Annotated in this window: 17 protein-coding genes and 1 pseudogene; 10 read left to right on the plus strand and 8 right to left on the minus strand. The window is 65.0% G+C overall.

The genetic code is table 11. The annotated features are described in order from the left end of the window. Positions 1 to 44: 44 nt before the first annotated feature. Genes L810_RS03030 through scpA form a run of 3 tightly spaced genes read left to right on the plus strand, consistent with a single transcriptional unit; the run spans position 45 to position 4323 of the window. Positions 45 to 1346 carry an MSMEG_0569 family flavin-dependent oxidoreductase gene (locus tag L810_RS03030; protein WP_042972986.1) on the plus strand — a complete coding sequence of 434 codons (1302 nt, stop codon included), beginning with the start codon at positions 45 to 47 and terminating at the stop codon, positions 1344 to 1346. A gap of 5 nt (positions 1347 to 1351) precedes the next feature. Further along, positions 1352 to 2185 carry a Pnap_2097 family protein gene (locus L810_RS03035; RefSeq protein ID WP_021156905.1) on the plus strand — a complete coding sequence of 278 codons (834 nt, stop codon included), beginning with the start codon at positions 1352 to 1354 and terminating at the stop codon, positions 2183 to 2185. After that, the gene (gene scpA, locus L810_RS03040; RefSeq protein ID WP_021156906.1) at positions 2182 to 4323 is read left to right on the plus strand and encodes a methylmalonyl-CoA mutase; all 2142 of its coding nucleotides are present in this window, start codon (positions 2182 to 2184) and stop codon (positions 4321 to 4323) included. The genes L810_RS03035 and scpA overlap by 4 nt, the downstream gene beginning before the upstream one ends. A gap of 110 nt (positions 4324 to 4433) precedes the next feature. On the opposite strand, the gene L810_RS48880 is transcribed toward scpA, so the two are convergent. Beyond that, complete coding sequence (locus tag L810_RS48880) at positions 4434 to 4556, minus strand: hypothetical protein (RefSeq protein WP_021156908.1); 123 nt, start codon at positions 4554 to 4556, stop codon at positions 4434 to 4436. A 333-nt stretch (positions 4557 to 4889) separates the two neighbouring features. Between L810_RS48880 and L810_RS03045 the strand changes: the two genes are divergently transcribed. The 5 genes from L810_RS03045 to L810_RS03065 all read left to right on the plus strand — a co-directional run bounded on the left by L810_RS03045 (position 4890) and on the right by L810_RS03065 (position 10088). Beyond that, positions 4890 to 6197 (plus strand): NtaA/DmoA family FMN-dependent monooxygenase, encoded by a 1308-nt coding sequence (locus L810_RS03045; RefSeq protein ID WP_021156910.1) that lies wholly within the window; start codon positions 4890 to 4892, stop codon positions 6195 to 6197. A gap of 175 nt (positions 6198 to 6372) precedes the next feature. Then, positions 6373 to 7176 carry a transporter substrate-binding domain-containing protein gene (locus L810_RS03050; protein WP_042972990.1) on the plus strand — a complete coding sequence of 268 codons (804 nt, stop codon included), beginning with the start codon at positions 6373 to 6375 and terminating at the stop codon, positions 7174 to 7176. A 4-nt stretch (positions 7177 to 7180) separates the two neighbouring features. Then, a complete protein-coding gene (locus L810_RS03055) occupies positions 7181 to 7915 on the plus strand; it encodes an ABC transporter permease (protein WP_021156912.1) in 735 nt (244 codons plus the stop codon). Next, positions 7912 to 8682 carry an ABC transporter permease gene (locus L810_RS03060; RefSeq protein ID WP_021156913.1) on the plus strand — a complete coding sequence of 257 codons (771 nt, stop codon included), beginning with the start codon at positions 7912 to 7914 and terminating at the stop codon, positions 8680 to 8682. The genes L810_RS03055 and L810_RS03060 overlap by 4 nt, the downstream gene beginning before the upstream one ends. Positions 8683 to 8708: 26 nt before the next feature. After that, on the plus strand, positions 8709 to 10088 hold the full coding sequence (locus L810_RS03065; protein ID WP_021156914.1) for an LLM class flavin-dependent oxidoreductase: 1380 nt from the start codon (positions 8709 to 8711) through the stop codon (positions 10086 to 10088). Positions 10089 to 10202: 114 nt separating this feature from the next. On the opposite strand, the pseudogene L810_RS48885 reads toward L810_RS03065, so the two are convergent. Both L810_RS48885 and L810_RS03070 read right to left on the minus strand, forming a co-directional pair. Beyond that, a pseudogene (locus L810_RS48885) lies at positions 10203 to 10458 on the minus strand (integrase arm-type DNA-binding domain-containing protein); the annotation flags it as partial. Positions 10459 to 10496: 38 nt separating this feature from the next. Continuing rightward, on the minus strand, positions 10497 to 11417 hold the full coding sequence (locus L810_RS03070) for a LysR family transcriptional regulator (RefSeq protein ID WP_021156915.1): 921 nt from the start codon (positions 11415 to 11417) through the stop codon (positions 10497 to 10499). A gap of 502 nt (positions 11418 to 11919) precedes the next feature. Here L810_RS03070 and L810_RS43865 point away from each other — a divergent pair. After that, positions 11920 to 12942, plus strand: a complete 1023-nt coding sequence (locus tag L810_RS43865) for a hypothetical protein (protein WP_155836104.1) — start codon at positions 11920 to 11922, stop codon at positions 12940 to 12942. 383 nt (positions 12943 to 13325) lie between these two features. Here L810_RS43865 and L810_RS03080 read toward each other — a convergent pair whose 3' ends face one another. From L810_RS03080 to L810_RS03100, 5 genes are all read right to left on the minus strand, one after another. After that, positions 13326 to 14072, minus strand: coding sequence for an SDR family NAD(P)-dependent oxidoreductase (locus L810_RS03080; RefSeq protein ID WP_021156917.1), 747 nt, complete (start codon positions 14070 to 14072; stop codon positions 13326 to 13328). A 159-nt stretch (positions 14073 to 14231) separates the two neighbouring features. Further along, on the minus strand, positions 14232 to 14873 hold the full coding sequence (locus L810_RS03085; protein WP_021156918.1) for an HD domain-containing protein: 642 nt from the start codon (positions 14871 to 14873) through the stop codon (positions 14232 to 14234). A gap of 66 nt (positions 14874 to 14939) precedes the next feature. After that, complete coding sequence (locus L810_RS03090; RefSeq protein ID WP_021156919.1) at positions 14940 to 16409, minus strand: catalase; 1470 nt, start codon at positions 16407 to 16409, stop codon at positions 14940 to 14942. Between the two features lie 376 nt (positions 16410 to 16785). Then, a complete protein-coding gene (locus tag L810_RS03095) occupies positions 16786 to 17718 on the minus strand; it encodes a helix-turn-helix domain-containing protein (protein ID WP_021156921.1) in 933 nt (310 codons plus the stop codon). Between the two features lie 236 nt (positions 17719 to 17954). Beyond that, positions 17955 to 19421 carry an efflux transporter outer membrane subunit gene (locus tag L810_RS03100; RefSeq protein ID WP_042973023.1) on the minus strand — a complete coding sequence of 489 codons (1467 nt, stop codon included), beginning with the start codon at positions 19419 to 19421 and terminating at the stop codon, positions 17955 to 17957. 96 nt (positions 19422 to 19517) lie between these two features. On the opposite strand from L810_RS03100, the gene L810_RS03105 reads away from it, so the two are divergent. Then, complete coding sequence (locus tag L810_RS03105) at positions 19518 to 20135, plus strand: TetR/AcrR family transcriptional regulator (RefSeq protein ID WP_021156923.1); 618 nt, start codon at positions 19518 to 19520, stop codon at positions 20133 to 20135. Position 20136 lies beyond the last annotated feature (1 nt).

Here is a 20136-nt window from a genome sequence, read left to right on the forward strand (position 1 = left end):
GCAGGAATCCACTGTCTTCTTCAACACACATTCAGGACTGCATCATGTCAAGCGAACCCGTTGTTTCATCCAGCCTCCCGGATTCAGATTCCCATCTGCGCGTAGCCGTCATCGGCGGCGGGCAGGCGGGGTTGTCGATCAGCTACTACCTGAAGCAGGCAGGTATCGATCATCTCGTATTCGAAAAGGAGACCGTGACGCACACGTGGCGCAAGCAGCGCTGGGACGCGTTCTGTCTCGTGACGCCGAACTGGCAGTGCGCGCTGCCGGGCTATCCGTATCGCGGTGCCGATCCGCACGGCTTCATGACGAGGGACGAGATCGTCGAGTATCTCGACGGATTCATCCGCAGCGTCGATGCACCGGTGCTGGAAAATACCGCCGTCGAGCGTGTGACGCGCGACGCGGACGGACGCTATCGCATCGCGACGTCGCGCGGCGCGTACACGGCGGATCAGGTCGTCGTTGCATCGGGCGGCTACCATCGGCCGATCGTGCCGCGGATGGCCGAGCGGTTGCCGGCAACGATCGTGCAGATCCAGTCGTCGGAATACCGGAATCCGGCCGCATTGCCGGACGGGCCGGTTCTCGTGGTCGGATCGGGGCAGTCGGGCGCGCAGATCGCGGAAGACCTCCACCTCGCCGGGCGCAAGGTGTTCCTCGCGGTGGGCGATGCACCGCGCTGTGCGCGTTTCTACCGGGGCAGGGACGTCGTCGACTGGCTTGCCGACATGCAGTACTACGACATGCCGGTCGATGCACATCCGCTGCGCGAAGGCGTGCGCGACAATACCAACCACTATGTGACCGGCCGCGATGGCGGGCGCGATATCGATCTGCGCCGCTTTGCGGCCGAAGGGATGGAACTGTACGGCCGGCTGGAGGATTTCGCAGGCGGGCAGTTGCGCTTCTCCGCGAATCTGTCGGCGCAGCTCGACAGCGCCGACGATACGTACAACCGGATCAATGCCGGCATCGATGCCCATATCGAGAAGAACGGGATCGCGGCGCCGCCGGCGACGCGCTACGAGCCCGTGTGGCGTCCGGCCGGTGAGCGCACGGCGCTCGATCTCGCGGCCAGCGGCATCGCATCGGTCGTCTGGTGCATCGGCTTCACCCCGGATTTCAGCTGGCTGGATGCGCCGGTATTCAACGGCCGCGGTTATCCCGCGCACCGGCGCGGTGTGACGCCGGTTCCGGGGCTCTACTTCGTCGGGCTGCCCTGGCTATATACGTGGGGTTCCGGGCGATTCTCCGGGGTGGCGCGCGATGCCGCCCATATCGTCGACCAGATCCAGGCCGGGACGACGGCCGCGCGGCGCTCGGCCGAAAGCCTGGCCGCCTGACGCCGATGCATACCGCCATCCATCGCTATCGGGCCGGCATGCCGCAACTCGCGCACACGGGGCTCGCGGAGAACTGGCTGCTCAAGGAGTGCGGGCAGCGTCACTGGGACGCGCTGGCCGCGCGCGGCGGCCGCGACGTCCCCGAGTTCTTCGACGACGAGGGGCGGCGTGCCTATGCGTCGTTCGTTGCAGTGCACGTCGACATGAACCGCCGTCACGTGATTCGCGAGAACGACACGTTCGCGCTTCATGTCGCGCTTCGCAGGGTCGGCCCGATTCGCCATTTCAGCGAGCAACGGATCCGGCACGGCGACGACGAAGCCGGTATCGTGCGGATGATGTCGACGTTCGTGACGCGCGAACACGCCGGCAGCAACCGCTCGGTGGCGAAGGCGCGCATGACCGGCATCGACGGCCGCACCGGACCCGTCCCGGCCGATGCGCTGGCGATGGCGGAACGTGCGAAGAAGTTGCGCGTGCGGGATGCGTCGATCGTGCCGGCGCTCGCAGGCCTCGCGGAGGGCAACGGCGCAAGCGTCTCGTTTCTGCCGTGCCCGAACATGGATTTCAATGGCGCGGACCTGCTTTACTTCGCCAGCTTCCAGGCATTCGTCGACCGCGCGGAATGGCAGCATTACCGCTTCGAGCAAGCCCCCGTGCTGGCGGCGCGTCAACTGTACTTTCACGGAAATCTCGACATCGGCGATTCGTTGACCGTGCGTTTCGCGCGTGCTCGATCCGATGCAGATGGCCTGTTGCACTGGAGCGAAATCGTGCGCGACGACGACGGGACGAAGATTGCCGATGTGATCACGCAAAAGCGCTGGAGTCGGGCATGAACGAAGCGGCATGCATGGAGCCGGGCACCGGCGTGGAGAACGTCACTCGGAACGATCGAGGCGCGCGCGCGGTGCCGCTGCGGAAACTCTATACGCGCAGCGATCTCGACGCCGTCGCGCATCTCGACGGCATGCCCGGAGCGTGGCCCTATGTGCGCGGGCCGTACGCGTCGATGTATACCGATCGCCCATGGACGATCCGGCAATACACGGGGCATGCCGACGCCGCGGATTCCAATCTCGCGTTTCGCACGGCACTCGAGCAGGGCGCGCAGGGTTTGTCCGTGGCATTCGACCTGGCAACGCAGCGGGGCTACGACTCGGACTGTGCCGAGGCGCGGGCCGACGTCGGCGTGGCCGGCGTCGCGATCGATACGGTCGAGGACATGGTGCGGTTGTTCGACGGCATTGCGCTCGACGCGACGACCGTGTCGATGACGATGAATGGCGCGGTCCTGCCGATCATGGCGGCGTTTGTCGTGGCCGCCGAGGAGCAGGGCGTGCCGCCCGAGCGGATCGGCGGGACGATTCAGAACGACATCCTGAAGGAGTACATGGTCCGCAATACGTGGATCTTCGAGCCGGAGCCGTCGATGCGGATCGTCGCCGATGTGGCGTTGTGGCTCGCGCGGCATGCGCCGCGCTTCAATGCGCTGTCGGTGTCGGGATATCACTTCCAGGAAGCCGGCGCCGATGCCGTGCTCGAGCTCGCGCTGACGCTGTCGAACGCCCGCGCGTACGTCGACACGCTGGCCGCACGCGGCATGCCTGCCGATGAAGGCTGCTCCCGTTTGAGCTTTTTCTTCGGCGTCGGCAGCGATTTCTATACGGAAATCGCCAAGCTGCGCGCGGCGCGCCTCCTGTGGGCGGAGATCGCACACGCGTGCGGCGCGCGTTCGCCCCGGGCGTGCGCACTGCGCATGCACTGCCAGACGTCGGGCTGGTCGTTGACGGCACAGGAGCCGGAAAACAACATCGTTCGCGTGACGGCGCAGGCAATGGCCGCGGCGTTCGGCGGCACGCAGTCGCTGCACACGAATGCGTACGATGAAGCGCTTGCACTGCCTTCCGCGGCGGCGGCGCGCCTCGCGCGCAATACGCAGCTGATTCTGCAGCATGAAACGGGACTGTGCGACACGGTCGATCCGTGGGCCGGCTCGTACATGATGGAGTCGCTGACGGACGACATCGCGACACGCGTGCGCGCCGAGCTGACCGCCATCGACGCGCAGGGCGGCGTGATCGCCGCGATCGAGTCCGGCTGGGTCAAGCGGCGCTTGCTGCGCGCCGCGGCCGCGACGCAGGCGCAGGTCGATTCCGGGTGTCGAACCGTGGTTGGCGTGAACCGTTTCGTCGCGGACGAACCGACTGGCGAATTCATGGTGTGCGAGATCGACGGCCGTCACGTGCGTGCCGGGCAGGCGCGGCGAATCGCAGCCGTCAAGGCCGCGCGCGATCCGGCGCGGGTTGCGACGGCGTTGCAGCGGCTGGCCGATGCCGCGCGCGACGGCACCGGAAACCTGCTGGCACTGGCGATCGACTGCATGCGGGCACGTGCGACCGTCGGGGAGTGTACGCGCGCGCTGGAATCGGTATGGCCGCGGCATGTCGTGGCGGTGGAAGCGGACGGCGAGGGCGTCTACGGCGAACATCGGCGAGGCGACGCTGCATGGCGGGCGGCGAAGGACTGCGTCGACCGGCTGGCGCAACGCGTGGGACGCAGGCCGCGCATCATGATCGCCAAGCTCGGCCAGGACGGACACGACCGCGGTGCGGCCGTCGTCGCAGCTGCGCTCGAGGACGCCGGATTCGACGTCCTGCGCCTGCCGCTGTTTCAGCAGCCGGCATGTGTGGCGGCAGCCGCGCACGCATATGGCGCCGACATCGTGGGCATTTCGTCGTTGTCGGGTGCCCACCTCGAACTGGTCGAAGGGCTAGTCCACGCACTGGCGTCGTATGACGCCGCGATTCAGGTGGTGTTGGGCGGAATCTTTCCCGTGGCGGATGCGCGACACCTGAAGATGAAGGGTGTCGCGGCGACGTTCGGGCCCGGCACACCGATCGACGCTATCGCCGAAGCGCTGTGCGCATGTGTCGAGCGGGCTCGGTGTGGACACCTGGCGGCGGGCGCCAGCTGACGCTTCCTCGTGCGCCGCAACAAGTCCGTGATGGAATGCGTGCGCGATTTCGGCGCGCAACTGCACACGGTATTGCTCGCCGGCGTCGTATGCGCGAGCAGCGATCTTTATCACCGCAGCAGATAAACGTATCCGAATGGCGCGACCGGGCTCTTGTCGAGCACGCTCAAGCGGAACGGCAACGCGGTCGAAACGGACGAATCGGAGTCTGAGCGGATGGCGTCGAACGTCATGATGAAGCGATCGGCGCGGGTCGAAACGGCCTGATCAACGGGTTTGGCATGCCGAATTATTTTGCGGCGCCGTTCGCACGGTCAAACAATCAAGAAGAATATCGAAAGCCGAAAATATTCGTTCCGGCCGACCGGGGGGCTTGCATTATGGTCGTTGACTGCGCGTCGCCTCGCGGCGTGCGCCCGGTGCCTGCCGGGCGATGCGGGGCCACGATGTCGACACGAAGTGTCAGATCGAACGGAATAAAGAGGAATGCAGATGAATAACAAAAGCGTACTGCGTGAGACGCGAACCCTCGCTACGCGCCATCGCGCGACGAACGGAGCCGCGTCATGAGCGGCGCACGTAGACGGTTGAAGACGCTCGTCGGCGCGGCGAGCGTGCTGTACGCACCCGGCGATGCGGATGTCGTACACGGTGTGCGACGTGCGGCGTCGCTCGCACGCAAGGCGGAAGCCGAGAAGATCACCGGCCTCTTTACCGCCGACCTGCTGCAGGCCGATTCGGCCGGCCTCGCCGGCACGACGGGCAGCCAGGAGCCGATCGTCGCGCTGGCGGCGCTGAGCCAGGCGACGTCGGCGATCGGCCTCGTCGCGACGGTGTCGACAACGTATCACCATCCGTACAACCTCGCGCGGCTGATCGGCACGCTCGACCACGTGAGCGGCGGCCGTGCTGCGTGGAACGCGGTGACGTCGTCGGTCGGCGAGGAGAATTTCGGCGATGCGGCGCTGCCCGACCCCGAACGGCGTTACGCACGTGCGGCCGAATTCGTCGAAGTCGTCAACGCGCTGTTTGACGCGAACGATCCGGGCGCGACGCGGCGCGGGCAGGGCGGTGGCATCTCGGTCGATCCGCGCAAGCTCGGCGCGATCGACTATCACGGCGAGCACTTCCAGGTGCAGGGGCCGCTGAACGTGCCGCCGTCGCCGCAGCGCCGGCCGGTGCTGTTTCAGGCGGGTCAATCGACCAGCGGCGTATCGCTCGGCGCGAGGTACGCGGAGGTTGTGTATACGTCGCAGCCGACGCACGAAGATGCGCGCGCATTCGTGGCCGAACTGCATCGGCAGGCCATCGCATTCGGCCGCGGCGACCGGCTGCCGCTCGTGATGAACTCGTTCCATTCGGTGATCGGCGAATCCGATGCCGACGTCGCGCGACGATTGCGCGACAAGCATGAACGTATCGATTACGAACAAGGCAGGCTGAAGCTCGCCGACATGCTCGGCGGCGTCGTCGACCTGCGCGACCTGCCGCTCGACCAGCCGTTGCCGGCGTCGCTGCTGCCGGCCATCGACAGCGTGCATCGCCGGCGCGGGCGGGTTGCGATCTTCGTCGGCTATGCGCGCCAGCGGCTGACGCTGCGCGAGCTGATCGTCCGCGCGCAGGAGACCGGTCACTGGTTCGTCGCCGGCACGCCGGAGCAACTCGCCGATGCGATCGAAGCGCGCTATCGCGCGGGGCTCGTCGACGTGCTGTCGCTGCACGGGCTCGGCCAGCCGGACCAGGAAGACCTGCTGCTCAACGGCTTGCTGCCCGAGTTGCGGCGTCGCGGCCTGCTCGATACCGACTACGTGGGCGGCGATTTCCGCGCGAATCTGGAGTTGCCGGCTTTGCGGCGCGAAACGGCGCTGGCGTGAGCGGCCGAACGGTGCACCGTGCTTCGCGTTCGGCGGTGCGCCGTTGCGCCATATCGCGCGATCAGATATCCATCGAAAAAATAACCATTTGGTACACGCTTGCGCGCGCTTTACAGTCTGGCCTCCTGCCGGCTGCAACGCCGGTCGTTTCGACGTTATTTCAGAAATTCGCCACATGAATCGTTTGATGCGTTCCAGGGTCCGCCGTGCCGCGGCCGCGCTGTTCGTACTCGGCCTCGTGCCGGCTTCCCATGCAGCCCAGCCGACGTTGCGCGTCGGCATCGACGCCGAGTCGTATCCGCCGTTCTTCTCGAAGGACGCGGCCGGCAAGTGGAAGGGCTGGGAAATCGACCTGCTCGATGCCGCTTGCGGCAAACTGAACGTGCGCTGCGAGCTCACCGACATTGCGTGGGACGGCCTGATTCCGGCATTGCAGAACCGCAAGATCGACGTGATCTGGTCGTCGATGACGATTACCGGCGAACGGCAGAAGGCGATCGATTTCAGCCGTGCCTATTACGAGTCGCCGACGGTGTTCGTCGGCGCGAAAAGCGACCGGCGCCGCGTCGATTGCGCGGTGCCCGCGAGCTTCAAGGGTCGCGTGATCGGCGTCGAGGCCGGCACGAATTTCTCGGCGTTCCTCGACTCCCGCTTCAAGCCGGACGCGCAGATCAAGGCCTTCGACAAGTTCGACAACGCGCTCGCGGATCTGGTGTCCGGCCGGGTCGACTACGTGCAGGAAGGCAAGGGGCTGTTTACGGCATTCCTCGCGTCGCGCGACGGCAAGGACTTCGAGGTCAAGGCGACCTGCGCGGACAATCCGGTGCTGGGCCTCGGCATCGGCGCGGGCGTGCGCCAGGGCGATGCGCTGCGCGGCAAGCTGTCGGCCGCGATCGCGCAACTGCAGCAGGACGGTACGTGGGATGCGATCACCGCCCGCTATCCGAACCTGAAGGGCACGATCGAGAAGGGCCGCTGACGCGATGGCCGCGGACGATTCGCTGCTCGCGTTGCTCGCATTCGGCGACGGCGGCTATGGCCGCGTGTTCGCGGGCGCGTTCGCGCTGACGTTCGGCGTCGCGGCAGCGTCGTTCGGCACCGGCGTGCTGCTCGGCATCGCCGGCGCACTCGGCAAGCTGTCGCGCCACGCGCTGCTCGCGTGGCTCGCGCGGCTCTACACGACGCTGGTGCGCGCGCTGCCCGAGCTGTTGTGCCTGCTGCTCGCGTTCTATGCGCTCGCGCCCGCCGTCGAGGCCGCGCTGCACCGCGGCGGCCTCGTGCCCGACGGCTTCGCGTTCCCGCCGTTCCTCGTCGCGGCGCTGTCGCTCGGGTTCATCCAGGGTGCGTATCTGACCGACATCTTCCGCGCAGCGCTCGTCAACGTGCCGGCCGGGCAGATCGAAGCCGCGCATGCGTACGGGATGACGCCGTGGCAGACGTTCGCGCGCATCCGGCTTCCGGCCGCCGCGCGGCTCGCGTTGCCGGGCACGGGCAACGTGTGGCTCAACGCGACCAAGGATGCGTCGTTCATCAGCGTGCTCGGCTCGTTCACGGATCTGCTGAAGGCGAGCCAGCTCGCGGCCGGCGCGACGCGCCACTACGTATTCTTCTATCTCGTCACGGCCGCGCTGTTCCTGTTGCTGAGCATCGCGTCGACGGGACTCTTCGCGGCGCTCGAGCGCCACGCGAACCGTGGCACGAGGCGCGCAACCGCATGATCTTCTCGCTGCCATTCCTGCTCGACACGGTGATGCCGAAGCTGCTCGCCGCGGTGCCGACGACGCTCGCGCTGACCCTCGTGTCGGGCGCGGCCAGCGTGCTGCTGGGCGTGCCGCTCGCGCTCGCCGCCGGCGCGCGCCATGCGCCGCTGCGCTGGTCCGCGCGCGGCTGGATCATGCTCATTCGCGGCACGCCGCTGCTCGTTCAGCTCTATTTGCTGTACTACGGATTCGGGCAAATCGTGCCGCGCGAATGGATGCGCGACAGCTGGGCATCGCCGCTGCTGCGCGACGCGTTCTGGTACGCGATCGTCGCGTTGAGCGTGAACGAGAGCGCGTATGTCGCGACGATCCTGCGCGGCGCGATCGCCGGTGTGCCGGCCGGCGAGATCGAAGCCGGGCACGCATACGGCATGACGCGCGCGCAGGTGCTGCGCCGCATCGTCGGCCCGCGCGCATGGCGGCTCGCGCTGCCCGCGCTCACCGGCGAGGCGATCCTGCTGCTGAAATCGACCGTCCTCGCGTCGACCGTGACCGTGTTCGATGTGATGGGAACGGCCAATACGCTGCGCTTCGAGACGTTGCGCGTGTACGAACCGCTGGCCGGTGCGGCGATCGTCTATGTGGTACTGGTCGCGCTGCTGATCATTCCCGCGGGCCGTTTCGAGCAGCACGTCAATCGCTACCTTACGCGCGCGCCGGACGAGCGCACGCCAGCACGGCGCCGCCGCCGCGCGTCGTCGGGTGCGCGGGCCGCGACCAACTGATTCCTTTCCTGATACCGATTTCTACGATGTCCGATCCTCGCCCGTTGCTGTTTTCCCTGTATGAACAAGCCAGTGTCGGTTGCGGTGGCGCACCAAGCCTGTGGACCCACCCCGCCGATGAACGGCTGCGCGCCAATACGCTCGCGTTCTGGTCGAACCTCGCTCGCACGGCCGAACAGGCCGACCTCGACATGCTGTTCTTCGCGGACGTGCTCGGCCTGTACGACGTCTATGGCGGGTCGGCCGATGCCGCGCTGCAGTGGGCGGTCGAGTCGCCCGCGAACGATCCGATGATGTTGATTCCGGCGCTTGTCGCGCAGACCGAGCGGCTCGCGTTCGGCGTGACCGCGAGCACGACCTACGAGCATCCGTTCGCGCTCGCACGCCGCTTCAGCACGCTCGATCATCTGAGCAACGGCCGGATCGGCTGGAACATCGTGACGTCCTACCTGACGAGCGCTGCGCGCAACTTCGGGCTCGAACGGATGATCGGCCATGATGAACGCTATGCGCGCGCGGAGGAATTCCTCGACGTCGTGTACAAGCTGTGGGAAGGGAGCTGGGCGGACGATGCGGTGGTCGCCGACAAGCAAGCGCCGCGCTATGCGCGCGGCGACCGCGTGCGGCCGATCTCGCACGAAGGCACGCACTATCGCGTGCAGGGGCCGCACGTCTGCGCGCCCTCGCCGCAGCGCTCGCCCGTGCTGATCCAGGCCGGCTGGTCCGGGCGGGGGCGCGAATTCGCGGCGAAGCACGCGGAGGTGGTGTTCGTCGCGAAGTCGAATCCGCACGAGATTCGTGCGGGCCTCGACGAGATTCGCCGGCTGGCGACGGAGCGCGGCCGCGCGGCGGACGATGTGAAGTCGCTGACCGTGCTGCGGATCGTGACCGCGCGTTCGTCGATCGACGCGAAGGAGAAATACCACACGCTGCAGCAGCACTACCACCAGCACGCGCAACTCGTCAGCTATGCGGGCGATACCGGCATCGACATCGACCGCTATGCGGACGACGAACCGCTGACCACGCACACGGAAGGGCTCACGTCCTATGTGGTGCGGCCCGACGGCAGCGGCAAGCCGCTCACAGCCGGTGACGTGCGGCGCAAGTTCGCGAGCGTCACGCGTGGCACCGACCTGATCCTCGTCGGGTCGCCCAGCGAGGTCGCCGATCAACTCGCCGAGCATGCGCGCCAGTCGACGACGAGCGGCTACATGCTCAATCCGCTGATCAGCCCGGGCACGCTCGACGATTTCGCCGAGCTGATCGTGCCGGAACTGAAAAAGCGCGGCCTGTACCGCACGACGGCGCCGGCCGGCACCTTCCGCTCGCGGCTGAGCGGCCGCGACCGCCTGCCGGACACCGCGTATGGCGCGTCGTTTCGGCAATCCGCCATCCCCATCTGACGGACGGTGACGCGCCGGTCGTTACGGACCGACTATCAGGGGAGGGGCGCGATGTGAACCACGACGTGCCGTTCCGGTTGTAACCGCGCCGTGCCCGCCATTGGAAGCGTCTGGAACGTCTCGACGTCGCGCTTCAACTTGTCGGGCTTCGTGGGCAGCTTGCTGTTCTGCCCGCGATTCGCGCGGATCTTTACCGTCGTCGACCAACGTCTTGAGCCGGGTGGCTTCGGTGCGTGCCCCGGCCCAAATCCCGGGTCCGGATATTCCCGATGGTCGGGCGAACCGTTTTGCCGAACAGACGCGACTCGAAGATGCAGGATCGTGCACGTGCGGCCGTGACGCGAAGTCCGGGGCCGGGTGCTTTCGCATCCGGCGAGTCGGCGCCGAGGTGCGAGACGGGCATCTGCTTCAGGTAGCGATGCGGCCCGCGCTGAAAAGCCTGGATATCAGATCGACCTGATCCAGTTGTTCGATCCACCATCTCGACGCACGCCCTGTCTTATCCTCGCGCCAGCCGAGGTAGCAGTTCGTGTGCGACCGCACGCCTGTTACCTGGCACTCCACGAGCTTGCCCTGGCGTATCAACTCCTCGGCGACGGGCGCGGGCAGCATGCCGACGGCCATGCCTTCGCAAAGGAGGTCGATTTTGGCGGCCAGGTTCGGTACGACGATGACCGGTTGTCCGTCACGAATGGCCACCGATCTCGGCTCGAGGTCACGCGACGTATCGCTGATGATGACGCCGCGGTGACTTGAAATTGTGCCGCTGTCGAGTGGCTTTTCGTTCACGGCAAGCGGATGATCAGGCGCCACGACGAAAGCGTGACGTAACAGGCCGATGGGCCTTGCTGCAATGTTGGGCGCGTGTGGCGGCTCTCCCGCGGCGCCAATCGCGATATCCGCACGCCCCGTCACGAGCGCGTCCCATACGCCGCCGAGCACTTCGGTCGATAAACGGAGCCGTGTCGTCATATTCAGTTCGTAGAAAGCACGCACGTACGGCCATAACGAAGGCAACGGAAGTATTTCGTCGACGCACAGCCTGAGCTCAGCCTCCCAACCCGCATGGACGCTTCGAACCTTGCTCTCCAGATTCTGCCCGGCTCGCAGCAAACGACGACCGTCCTCGACGAGCAGTTGCCCAGCCTCCGTCAGCTGCGCACGCCGGCCGTTGCGATCAAACAGCGCGACGCCAAGATCAGCCTCTGTCTTTTTCACCAGGTAAGTCAGTGCAGACGGTACGCGATGAAGCAGCGAGGCCGCTTCCGCGAACGTGCCGGTCCGGTCTATGGCATCGAGCACTTCGAGAACTTCAAATGACAATTTCAAAGCGATGACCTGTTAGATACGCCTCTGATGATCGACGCAGGGCTTGGGATGCCGCTTGGTCGAGACTTCCCGCGCGGCTGCGGCTACTTGGCACGCTCGCCGTCGTGGCGCAGGCGGCTGCGGGGGGCGCCATTTTGGCAGCCGCCAAGACGCTTTGCCACTGGTTCCTCAAATCACGCACGTCAGCCTGGCTGGACTTTGGGGGCATCGATACGAGGTGTTCAGGGACGAAAACGTCGGGCACAAGTCTATCAATGCCGGAGGTCAATCCGTTCGGATTCGAAGGGCGGTAGCAGCGTGGCGAACGTCTGGCGCTATTCGGCCAGTTATGGACATCCGCCATTGCGCTCCACATCGCCGACAATTCGACCCGCAACGAACACCATTCGTGACAGTTTTGGGCAGTCTCGCCCGCGATTGCGATTTATTATTTCTGGGGCCGAGTTAGAGTCATACCGTTTCACGGCAAAAGACACAGTCACTTCACCAAGAGAGTTCCGAGATGGCTTTGTATGACAATTTTTCCGAATGGCAGCATGCAGCGCCTTCTCAAAGAGAGCGCGCATCGTACGAACTTGCACAAGTGTTGCCCACTGGGTTTGCTTTCGACGCGGTTCGCTCATTCGAGCTCGCGGGCCGACAATGTGAAATAGCTCAGTTCACTCTAGGGGCAGCACGTTTCTCGCTAATTCCGGGCAACACCGTCCAATTAGGCTTTGATGTAGCCAATTGGACACCGACACCCGACATGATCGAAAGCTGGCGGGATACCGCTCGGGAGTACGGCATCGAAGAATCGTTGCACGATTATGTCGACGCCCGTACCAGCGAGATCAGGATCGCAACAGTGGCTCCGCTACTGGTCGAAAATCAATACGCGGAGGTGGGCTGGCGGCAGATCGATTCCTCAGATGCAGAAGTGCAGGCGCTGTTGCAGCAGCATCCGCGCGGCGTGACCAGCTTCGGTGACGTCACCACCCGTGTGACAGTCACCGATAGCGGTCACATCATCGCTGAGCGGGCCGATGAGAACGACCTGTCACATGCGGCAATTGCGACGAACTTCATCGAAGCGGGATTCCGTCTGCCGACTCCGGACGAATGGGAATATCTCTGCGGTACTGGCGCGACCACGCTGTTTCGGTGGGGCGATCATGTGCCCTGCGATCGCTATCCAACCGACATCAGCCCCGAGGAAGCCACGTGGCGACGCCAGTGGGCTCTCTCCTCCGGCCAGCTTGAACGGCCGGAGGCTGGCTTTCGTCGTGACTGGGAATTCCATCGCGTCGCGAACGCATTCGGTCTGCACATTGCCTCCGATCCGTACAAGATGGAGTTGACGACCCAGGCGGGACTGACGTTCGGCGGCGACGGTGGGGGCGCCATCTGCGGCGGAGCAGGCTTTCTGTCAGGCTGGCTACCGCTGGCAAGTGCATGGAACGATCCCGATGTCTGTCAACATGCACCTGATGTGGAAATTTCGCTTGGTTATACCGTTGCCCGGCGCGTTTTGCCTTTGACATGAATCCCGCTTGGGCATTTGGCAATGCAGCATGCGTCTGGATAAAGCGTACGTGCGCTGAGTGGGCAAATAGAAAGTTGAAGCTTTAAGCCGCGATTCGAATGGCTGCTTTGTGGCGGCAGGGCATACGGAGCATCGTGTCGAGCTGGCGATCGCAAACGGCTCGTCGCACCGGCGTCCGCCGGTTTGCAGCGTGGCGGCGAGCAGCGACCCGCGCAGGCGGGTCACGCTTCTGGAAGTGTGGGCATCGTCGTTTCGTTTCAGCGACTGCAGTCGTCACGCTTCGATTTCACGCGGCAACCCACTGAACTGCGGGCGATCCGGAACGACCGTCACATTTCTGTTTGTCGATGTCGACCGTACGCCCGCGGTTTCGCGAACCTGCGTCAGCGCATGCCGCCACTGGCGACGATGTGCTCGCCCGTCAGCCACTTTGCGTCGTCGGAGGCGAGGAAAACCGCAATCGATGCGACGTCGTCCGGTCTGCCCACGCGCCCGAGCGGCGTCTGGCTGACCGCCGAATGCTCGAATTCCGACCCGATCACCCCGGCGCTTTGCGCGCCTTCGGTCACGATCACGCCCGGATTGATCGTGTTCACGCGAATACCGCGCGGCCCGAGTTCACGTGCGAGCGCGCCGGTGATGGAATCCACCGCGCCTTTCGTGCCGCTGTAGACGGCGGTCGTCGCCGGTGTGAGCGTCGAGACGACCGAGCTGACATTGATGATGCTGGCGCCTTCGCTGAGGTGCTGGACGGCGGCCTGTGTCGTGAGCAGGACCCCGAGCACGTTGATGTCGAACTGCCTGCGGTATTGCGCTTCCGTGAACGCTTCGATCGGTGCGAACTCGTAGACGCCCGAGTTGTTGACGAGGATGTCGAGGCGGCCATACGTTTCGATCGCCGCATCGACGATGCCTTTCGCGTCGGCCGCCTTCGACACGTCGCCGCCCACGGCAACGGCTTTCCCACCGGCCGTGGTGATGGCGGACACGACGTCGTCCGCGCCGGCCTTGCTGCTTGCGTAGTTCACGACGACCGACGCGCCCTCTGCCGCGAGCGCCTTGGCGATGGCGGCGCCGATACCCTTCGATGCACCGGTTACAACGGCCACTTTCCCTGCAAGCTTGCCCATGATGTTCACCTCAGTGTGAATGATTCCGTTGATGGACACCGGCCTGCCGTCTCGCACGATGCGATCGCCGGTGTTTTCTGCCTATGCGGACCAGCATGCGGTCGCGATCGGTTGGCGCGGCGCGACTGGCCGGGCATCGATGCGCGGGACACCGCATCGTCAACCCGGCCATGCCGAGTTGCGGATGACGGAACAGAAATTCCCCCGATGAAAATGAGGCTCCTTGTCGGCGATCACGTCGGCTTTCACGTTGCCGAACGTGGTCTCCGGTTTGTGCTTGATGCCGTTGTAGAACGCCTGAATGATCTCTTCCTTGAAGTGCGGCGGACGCGGATGCGCACGCGTCACGGCTTCGCGTTCCTCGTGCGAGAACGCGTGGTATGAAAGTCCGAGCACATCCATCTCGACCCCGGCGGTTACCAGTGCAACGACCGGGTGCATATGGCGCGGAATGCCCGGCGTGGTATGCAGCGCAATGGCCGTCCAGACGAGATCGATGTCGGCCGCGGTGATGCCCCGGCCCGAGAGAAACTCGCGGGCCGCATTGGCTCCGTCGACTTCGAAGCGTTCGGTGGCGCTGCTGTACGCGCCGGTGAGGCCGATGTCATGGAACATGGCGCCCGCGTACAACAGTTCCGGATCGAATTTCAGGCCGCGGCGCGCGCCCTCCAGGGCGCCGAACAAATAGACGCGGCTCGAATGATGAAAGAGCAGCGGGGTGGACGTGTCGCGCACGAACTCGGTAATTTCCCGCGCAAGCTGACTGTCGGGCACGGCGACATCCTGAATGACCTGCGACATGACGGTTCTCCATCGAAATGTGAGCGGATGCCGGCGTCGTGGCGGACGCCGCACGCGAATGGCCGGCTACTTCGTCGCAGTCGTTGCCCCGATTCTTGCCAGCGCCTCGCGAACGCCCGCGCCGTACTCGGGGTCGGCCTTCGCGCAATTGACGATGTGGCGCTCCTGGATATGCGCGTGGACGGAGGCCATCTGGCGAGCGGTGTTATCGAACAGCAATTGTTGTTGCGCCTGGCTCATCAGGCGAAACAGATTTCCGGGCTGCGCGAAGTGATCGACGTCCACGCGGTGGTCCCAATGTGCGGCGTCGCCTTCGATCCGCAGCGGCGGCTCGTGAAGATCGGGCCGCACTTCCCACTCGCCGGAACTGTTCGGGTAGTAGGACGGTGTGCCGCCGAGGTTGTCGTCGGTGCGCATGGCGCCGTCGCGGTGGTAGCTGTGGAAGGGGCACTTCGGCGCATTGACGGGAATGTGATTGAAGTTCACGCCCAGCCGATAACGTTGCGTGTCGCCATAAGAGAACAGCCGCGCCTGCAGCATCTTGTCCGGCGAAAAGCCGATGCCGGGCACGACGTTCGCGGGCGAGAACGCCGCCTGCTCGACCTCGGCGAAATAATTGCCCGGGTTGCGGTTCAATTCGAGCACGCCTGCCTCGATCAACGGGAAATCGCTTTTCGGCCAGACCTTGGTCAGGTCGAACGGGTTGAACGGCAGCGCCCTGGCTTCATCGTCGTTCATCACCTGAATGAAGAGGGTCCAGCGCGGGAAGTCGCCGCGTTCGATGCTTTCGTAAAGGTCGCGGCCATGCGTTTCGCGATCCTTGCCCACGAGCTGTTCGGCTTCGCCGTCGGTCAGATTCGCGATGCCTTGCTGTGTACGGAAGTGGAATTTCACCCACGTTCGCCGGTTGTCGGCATCGACGAGGCTGAACGTATGGCTGCCGAATCCATGCATGTGGCGATAGGTGCGCGGGATACCCCTGTCGCTCATGACGATCGTGACCTGGTGAAGCGCTTCCGGCAGGAGCGTCCAGAAGTCCCAGTTGCTGTTTGCGCTGCGCAGTCCCGTGCGCGGGTCGCGCTTGATCGCGTGGTTGAGATCGGGAAAACGCAGCGGGTCACGGAAAAAGAACACGGGCGTGTTGTTGCCCACGATGTCCCAGTTTCCTTCTTCCGTATAGAACTTCACCGCGAAGCCGCGGATGTCGCGCTCGGCATCCGCGGCGCCGCGCTCGCCGGCGACGGTCGAGAAGCGCATGAATACCGGCGTTGCCTTGCCGACTTCCGAAAAGAGTTTTGCCTTGGTGTAGCGCGAGATGTCGTGCGTCACCGTGAATACGCCGTGCGCGCCCGATCCTTTGGCGTGCATGCGTCGTTCGGGAATGACCTCGCGGTCGAAGTGCGCGAGTTTCTCGATCAGCCAGATATCCTGCAGCAGCGCGGGACCGCGCGGGCCGGCCGTTTCGATGTTCAGATTGTCGGTGACGGGCGCACCCGTTGCGTGATCAAGACGCGTAGACGTATCGCGATTCTTCATGCGTCGACTCCAGGAGGGTTGGGCGGACCGGCGCAGCGCCATGCCGTTTCGGGGCGGGCGGCCGCGCGGGGCTTTACGGGAAAACCTACGTGCTGTCTCGGCAGGTGCGCCGAAATGAAACGGCCGGACCGCGATGGCCACCCGATCAACGAGTGACGAGCCACGGAGGCATCGGCGATTCGATGTGAGAGAAGCGTACCTGCGGGGTGCCCGCGCGATCTTGTATAAAACAACGATTCGTTGGACGATTCGCGGACGACCGTCGAATACCGGGGGCAGTGGCTGAATTCGGATCGGGAGGCGGGGGGGCGTGGTGAGTCGACGCGTATCGAGCGGGCGCACGCGCGCCGCTCACGACGTTTGCATTTGTCCGGTGCTATCGGTTCCGCTGCGCCCAGTCTTTCGGCCCGCATCCCTCGAGACGCGAGAACACGCGCGAAAAATGACTCTGGTCGAAAAATCCGCAGTCCGATGCGATGCTGGCCAGGCTCGCATCGGTTTCCCGCAACAGCGATTTCGCGCGCTCGATACGGCGCTTGAGCAGCCACTGATGGGGCGTGCTGCCGGTGGTCTGCTTGAAGGCTTCGCCGAAGTAGCTGGTGGAGAGATTGCACTCGCGCGCGAGATCGGCGATCGACGGATTGTCGTGCAGGTGGGACGCGAAATAATCCTCGATGCGCCGCATCTGCCACGGAGCGAGTCCGGAGCGGCGTGGCCGGAGTGCCGGATCGGCTCGGCCATAGCGTGTGACCACGTGTTCGCAAAACGCCAGCGCGAGGTAATCGATGAACAGCGCACTCGTCTGGTCGGGCTGCTGCAGGACCGCCTGCAGCGTATGCGACAGACTGAACAGCACCGGGTCGCTGGCGCCGAGATGCGGCTGCACGAGCCCGCCTATGCGCCGGCGCCTTTTTTGATCGGTGAACTCCTCGATCGCGCCCTGGGCCAGATAGAGCCGCATGGTATCGAACGGCATGTCGAGACGGCGCGTCGGGCTCGCGCGCAGGTCGAGCAGATAACAACTGCCCGGACTGCACGATGCGGAAGCATCGAGGTTGCCGCTCGAATAACGGAGGCCGGGATCGGGGCCGAGTATCAGCGGCATCTGGAAGACAAAGGCTTCTTCCGGCTGCGGCGTGAGCGAGCGCCCCGGTTGGGGCCGCGGGTTGATCAACCGGGTGAACGAGATCGGTTGCCCGTGGGAGAAAACGCCGGCCCGTACGGTGGGCGCATCTCGCAGGAGAAACCGTCTGGCGAGCGTGTCGTCTGCAACGGGTTGCCCGAAATCGACAGGATCCTTGTCGTTCATTCTTCGCGCCCTGGAGTGCGCCCGTACGGGCATTGCGTGCCTTTACCCGACGGCGGGTTCAAACGAAATCAGGCCCAATTTAGCGCAATTCGATGACGGCCGCGCGATGGGTGCTGTGACGCGCGAGACGCTGCTCGATTGCGGGCGCGACGCGCACGGCAATGGTGCGGTTCGCACTCGCGCGAACCCGGAAAGTGCGCGGGTTTCGTCGCGCGCGCCAATGCTGGGCGGCTTCGTCAGCGTGAAGTCAGCGATGTCTGCCCGACGTGCGCTGCCGGATCCCAGCCGCCGCCGAGCGCCTTGAACGTCGAGATCGCCGCACGTGCGGATTCCGTTTGTGCTTGCGCACGCGCGTCGGCGGCCTGGAGCAGCGTCTCGTTGGCGTGCAATACGTCGATGAAACTCGCCGCACCGCTGCGGTACGCGGTCATCGACGCATCCTTGGCGCGGGAAAACGACGACTCGGCATGCGACAGCGTGGCCGCCTGCGCCTGTCGGTTCACCAATGACGAGAGCGAGTTTTCGACGTCCTCGGACGCGCGGAGCACGGCCTGCCGATAGGCCGCGAGCGCTTGCGCGTCGGCGCCTTTCGCCGCTTCGACATCGGCGCCGATGCGTGCGAAATCGAACAGGCGCCAGCGCAGCCCGACGAGGCCGGCCGCCTGGTTGGCGCCGCCCGAGAACAACGTGCCGGTGGCGGCGGCGGTCGCGCTGCCGAGGAAGGCGTTCAGCGAGACCGTCGGGTAGTACTCGCCGATCGCGGCGCCAATGCGCGCATTGGCCGCGGCGAGGTGACGTTCGGCGGCGATCAGGTCGGGACGTCTTTGCAGCAGATCGGCCGGCGTGCCCATTTCCGCGAGCGACGGCGCAACGGGGATCACGGACGGCGGGCTCAGCTCCGCGCGGTGCGTGCCGGGAGGGGAGCCGAGCATCACGTCGAGGGCGTTCGACGCTGCATCGAGCGCCGCGAGCAGGACGGGCACGCCGGCCTGAACCTGGTCGAGCGCGCCTTGCGCCTGCTGAACCTGATAGTCGGCCGCCGCACCCTTCGAATACAGGAGTTTCACGTCCGCGAGCAGCGCCTGCTGCGTCTGCACCTGCCGGGTCGCGATGTCCAGGCGAGTCTGAAGCCCCCGGATCGTCACGTAGATATCAGCGGTCTGGGCCGCGACGGCAAGGCGGGTGGCGACCGCCGCCGCCTGCGTCGCAGAGTAATCGGCGAGCGCGGCTTCACGCTGACGGCGCAGACCGCCAAAGATGTCGATCTCCCAACCGGCCTCCAGGTTGGTTTCGTACTCGGTGCCCCAGCGCGCGTAACCCGGCGTGGCATTGAGCAACTGCCCCAACGGCGTGTCGACGGACTGATAGGCACGGGCCGCCGACGCGGAAACCGAAGCCGACGGAAGGAGCGCCGCGTTGGCCGTGCCGAGGCGCGCACGCGCCTGAGTAATTTGCGCAACGGCCTGGGCCAGGTCCAGGTTCTGCGCCAGCGCCTGCGAAACGTAACGCGTGAGCAGCGGGTCGTTGAAGCTTTCCCACCACGCGGACAGATCGGCAACCGGAGCCTTTGCCGTGCCGGCGGGCGGCTGGGTCATGTAGTGCTGCGCCAGCGGCGCATCCGGGCGGTGGTAGTCGGGACCCACGGCGCACGCCGAAAGGGCGGCGACGCTGGTCAGGAGAACAAGTGAACGGTGCAGGGGCATGATCATTTCGGGAGCGCAACGGAGGGCGGATGGTGTGACCAATATACAATATGGTCACAAGTTGTCAACTCGCGAGTGAGGGGCTAAGCTTGAGACATGAACAAACCGACTCCCTCCGCCTCCCCGTCCCGCGGCCCCTCGGACCACGAAGTTCGCGCCCAGATCGTCGACGCCGCAACGGAATACTTCAGCCGCTACGGCTACGAAAAGACCACCGTTTCCGACCTCGCGAAGGAAATCGGGTTTTCAAAAGCCTATATCTACAAATTCTTCGATTCCAAACAGGCGATCGGTCAAGTCATCTGCGCGAATCGCCTCGCGGCGATGATCACCGCCGTCAGGGAAAACATCGACGGCGTACACAGTGCGACGGAAAAATTTCGCCGTATGTTCAAGACCTTGCTTTCATCCGGAAGCGAGCTCTTCTTCCAGGATCGCAAGCTTTACGACATCGCCGCCGTGTCGGCCGCATCACCGTGGCCATCGGTCCAGGGTTATGAGGACCAGATCCGGCAACTCGTCGCCGAGATCCTGCGGCTCGGGCGCGAAACCGGCGAATTCGAACGCAAGACCCCGCAGGACGAGGCGGTGAACGCGATCTTCCTGGTGATGAAGCCCTATTTCAATCCGCTGCTGCTCCAGTACAACCTCGAGGGTGCGGAAGAGGCGACGACCCAGCTTGCGAACCTGGTCCTCAGAAGTCTCGCTCCATGAA

The organism is Burkholderia sp. AU4i (genome assembly GCF_000466765.1).
Lineage (GTDB): Bacteria > Pseudomonadota > Gammaproteobacteria > Burkholderiales > Burkholderiaceae > Burkholderia > Burkholderia cepacia.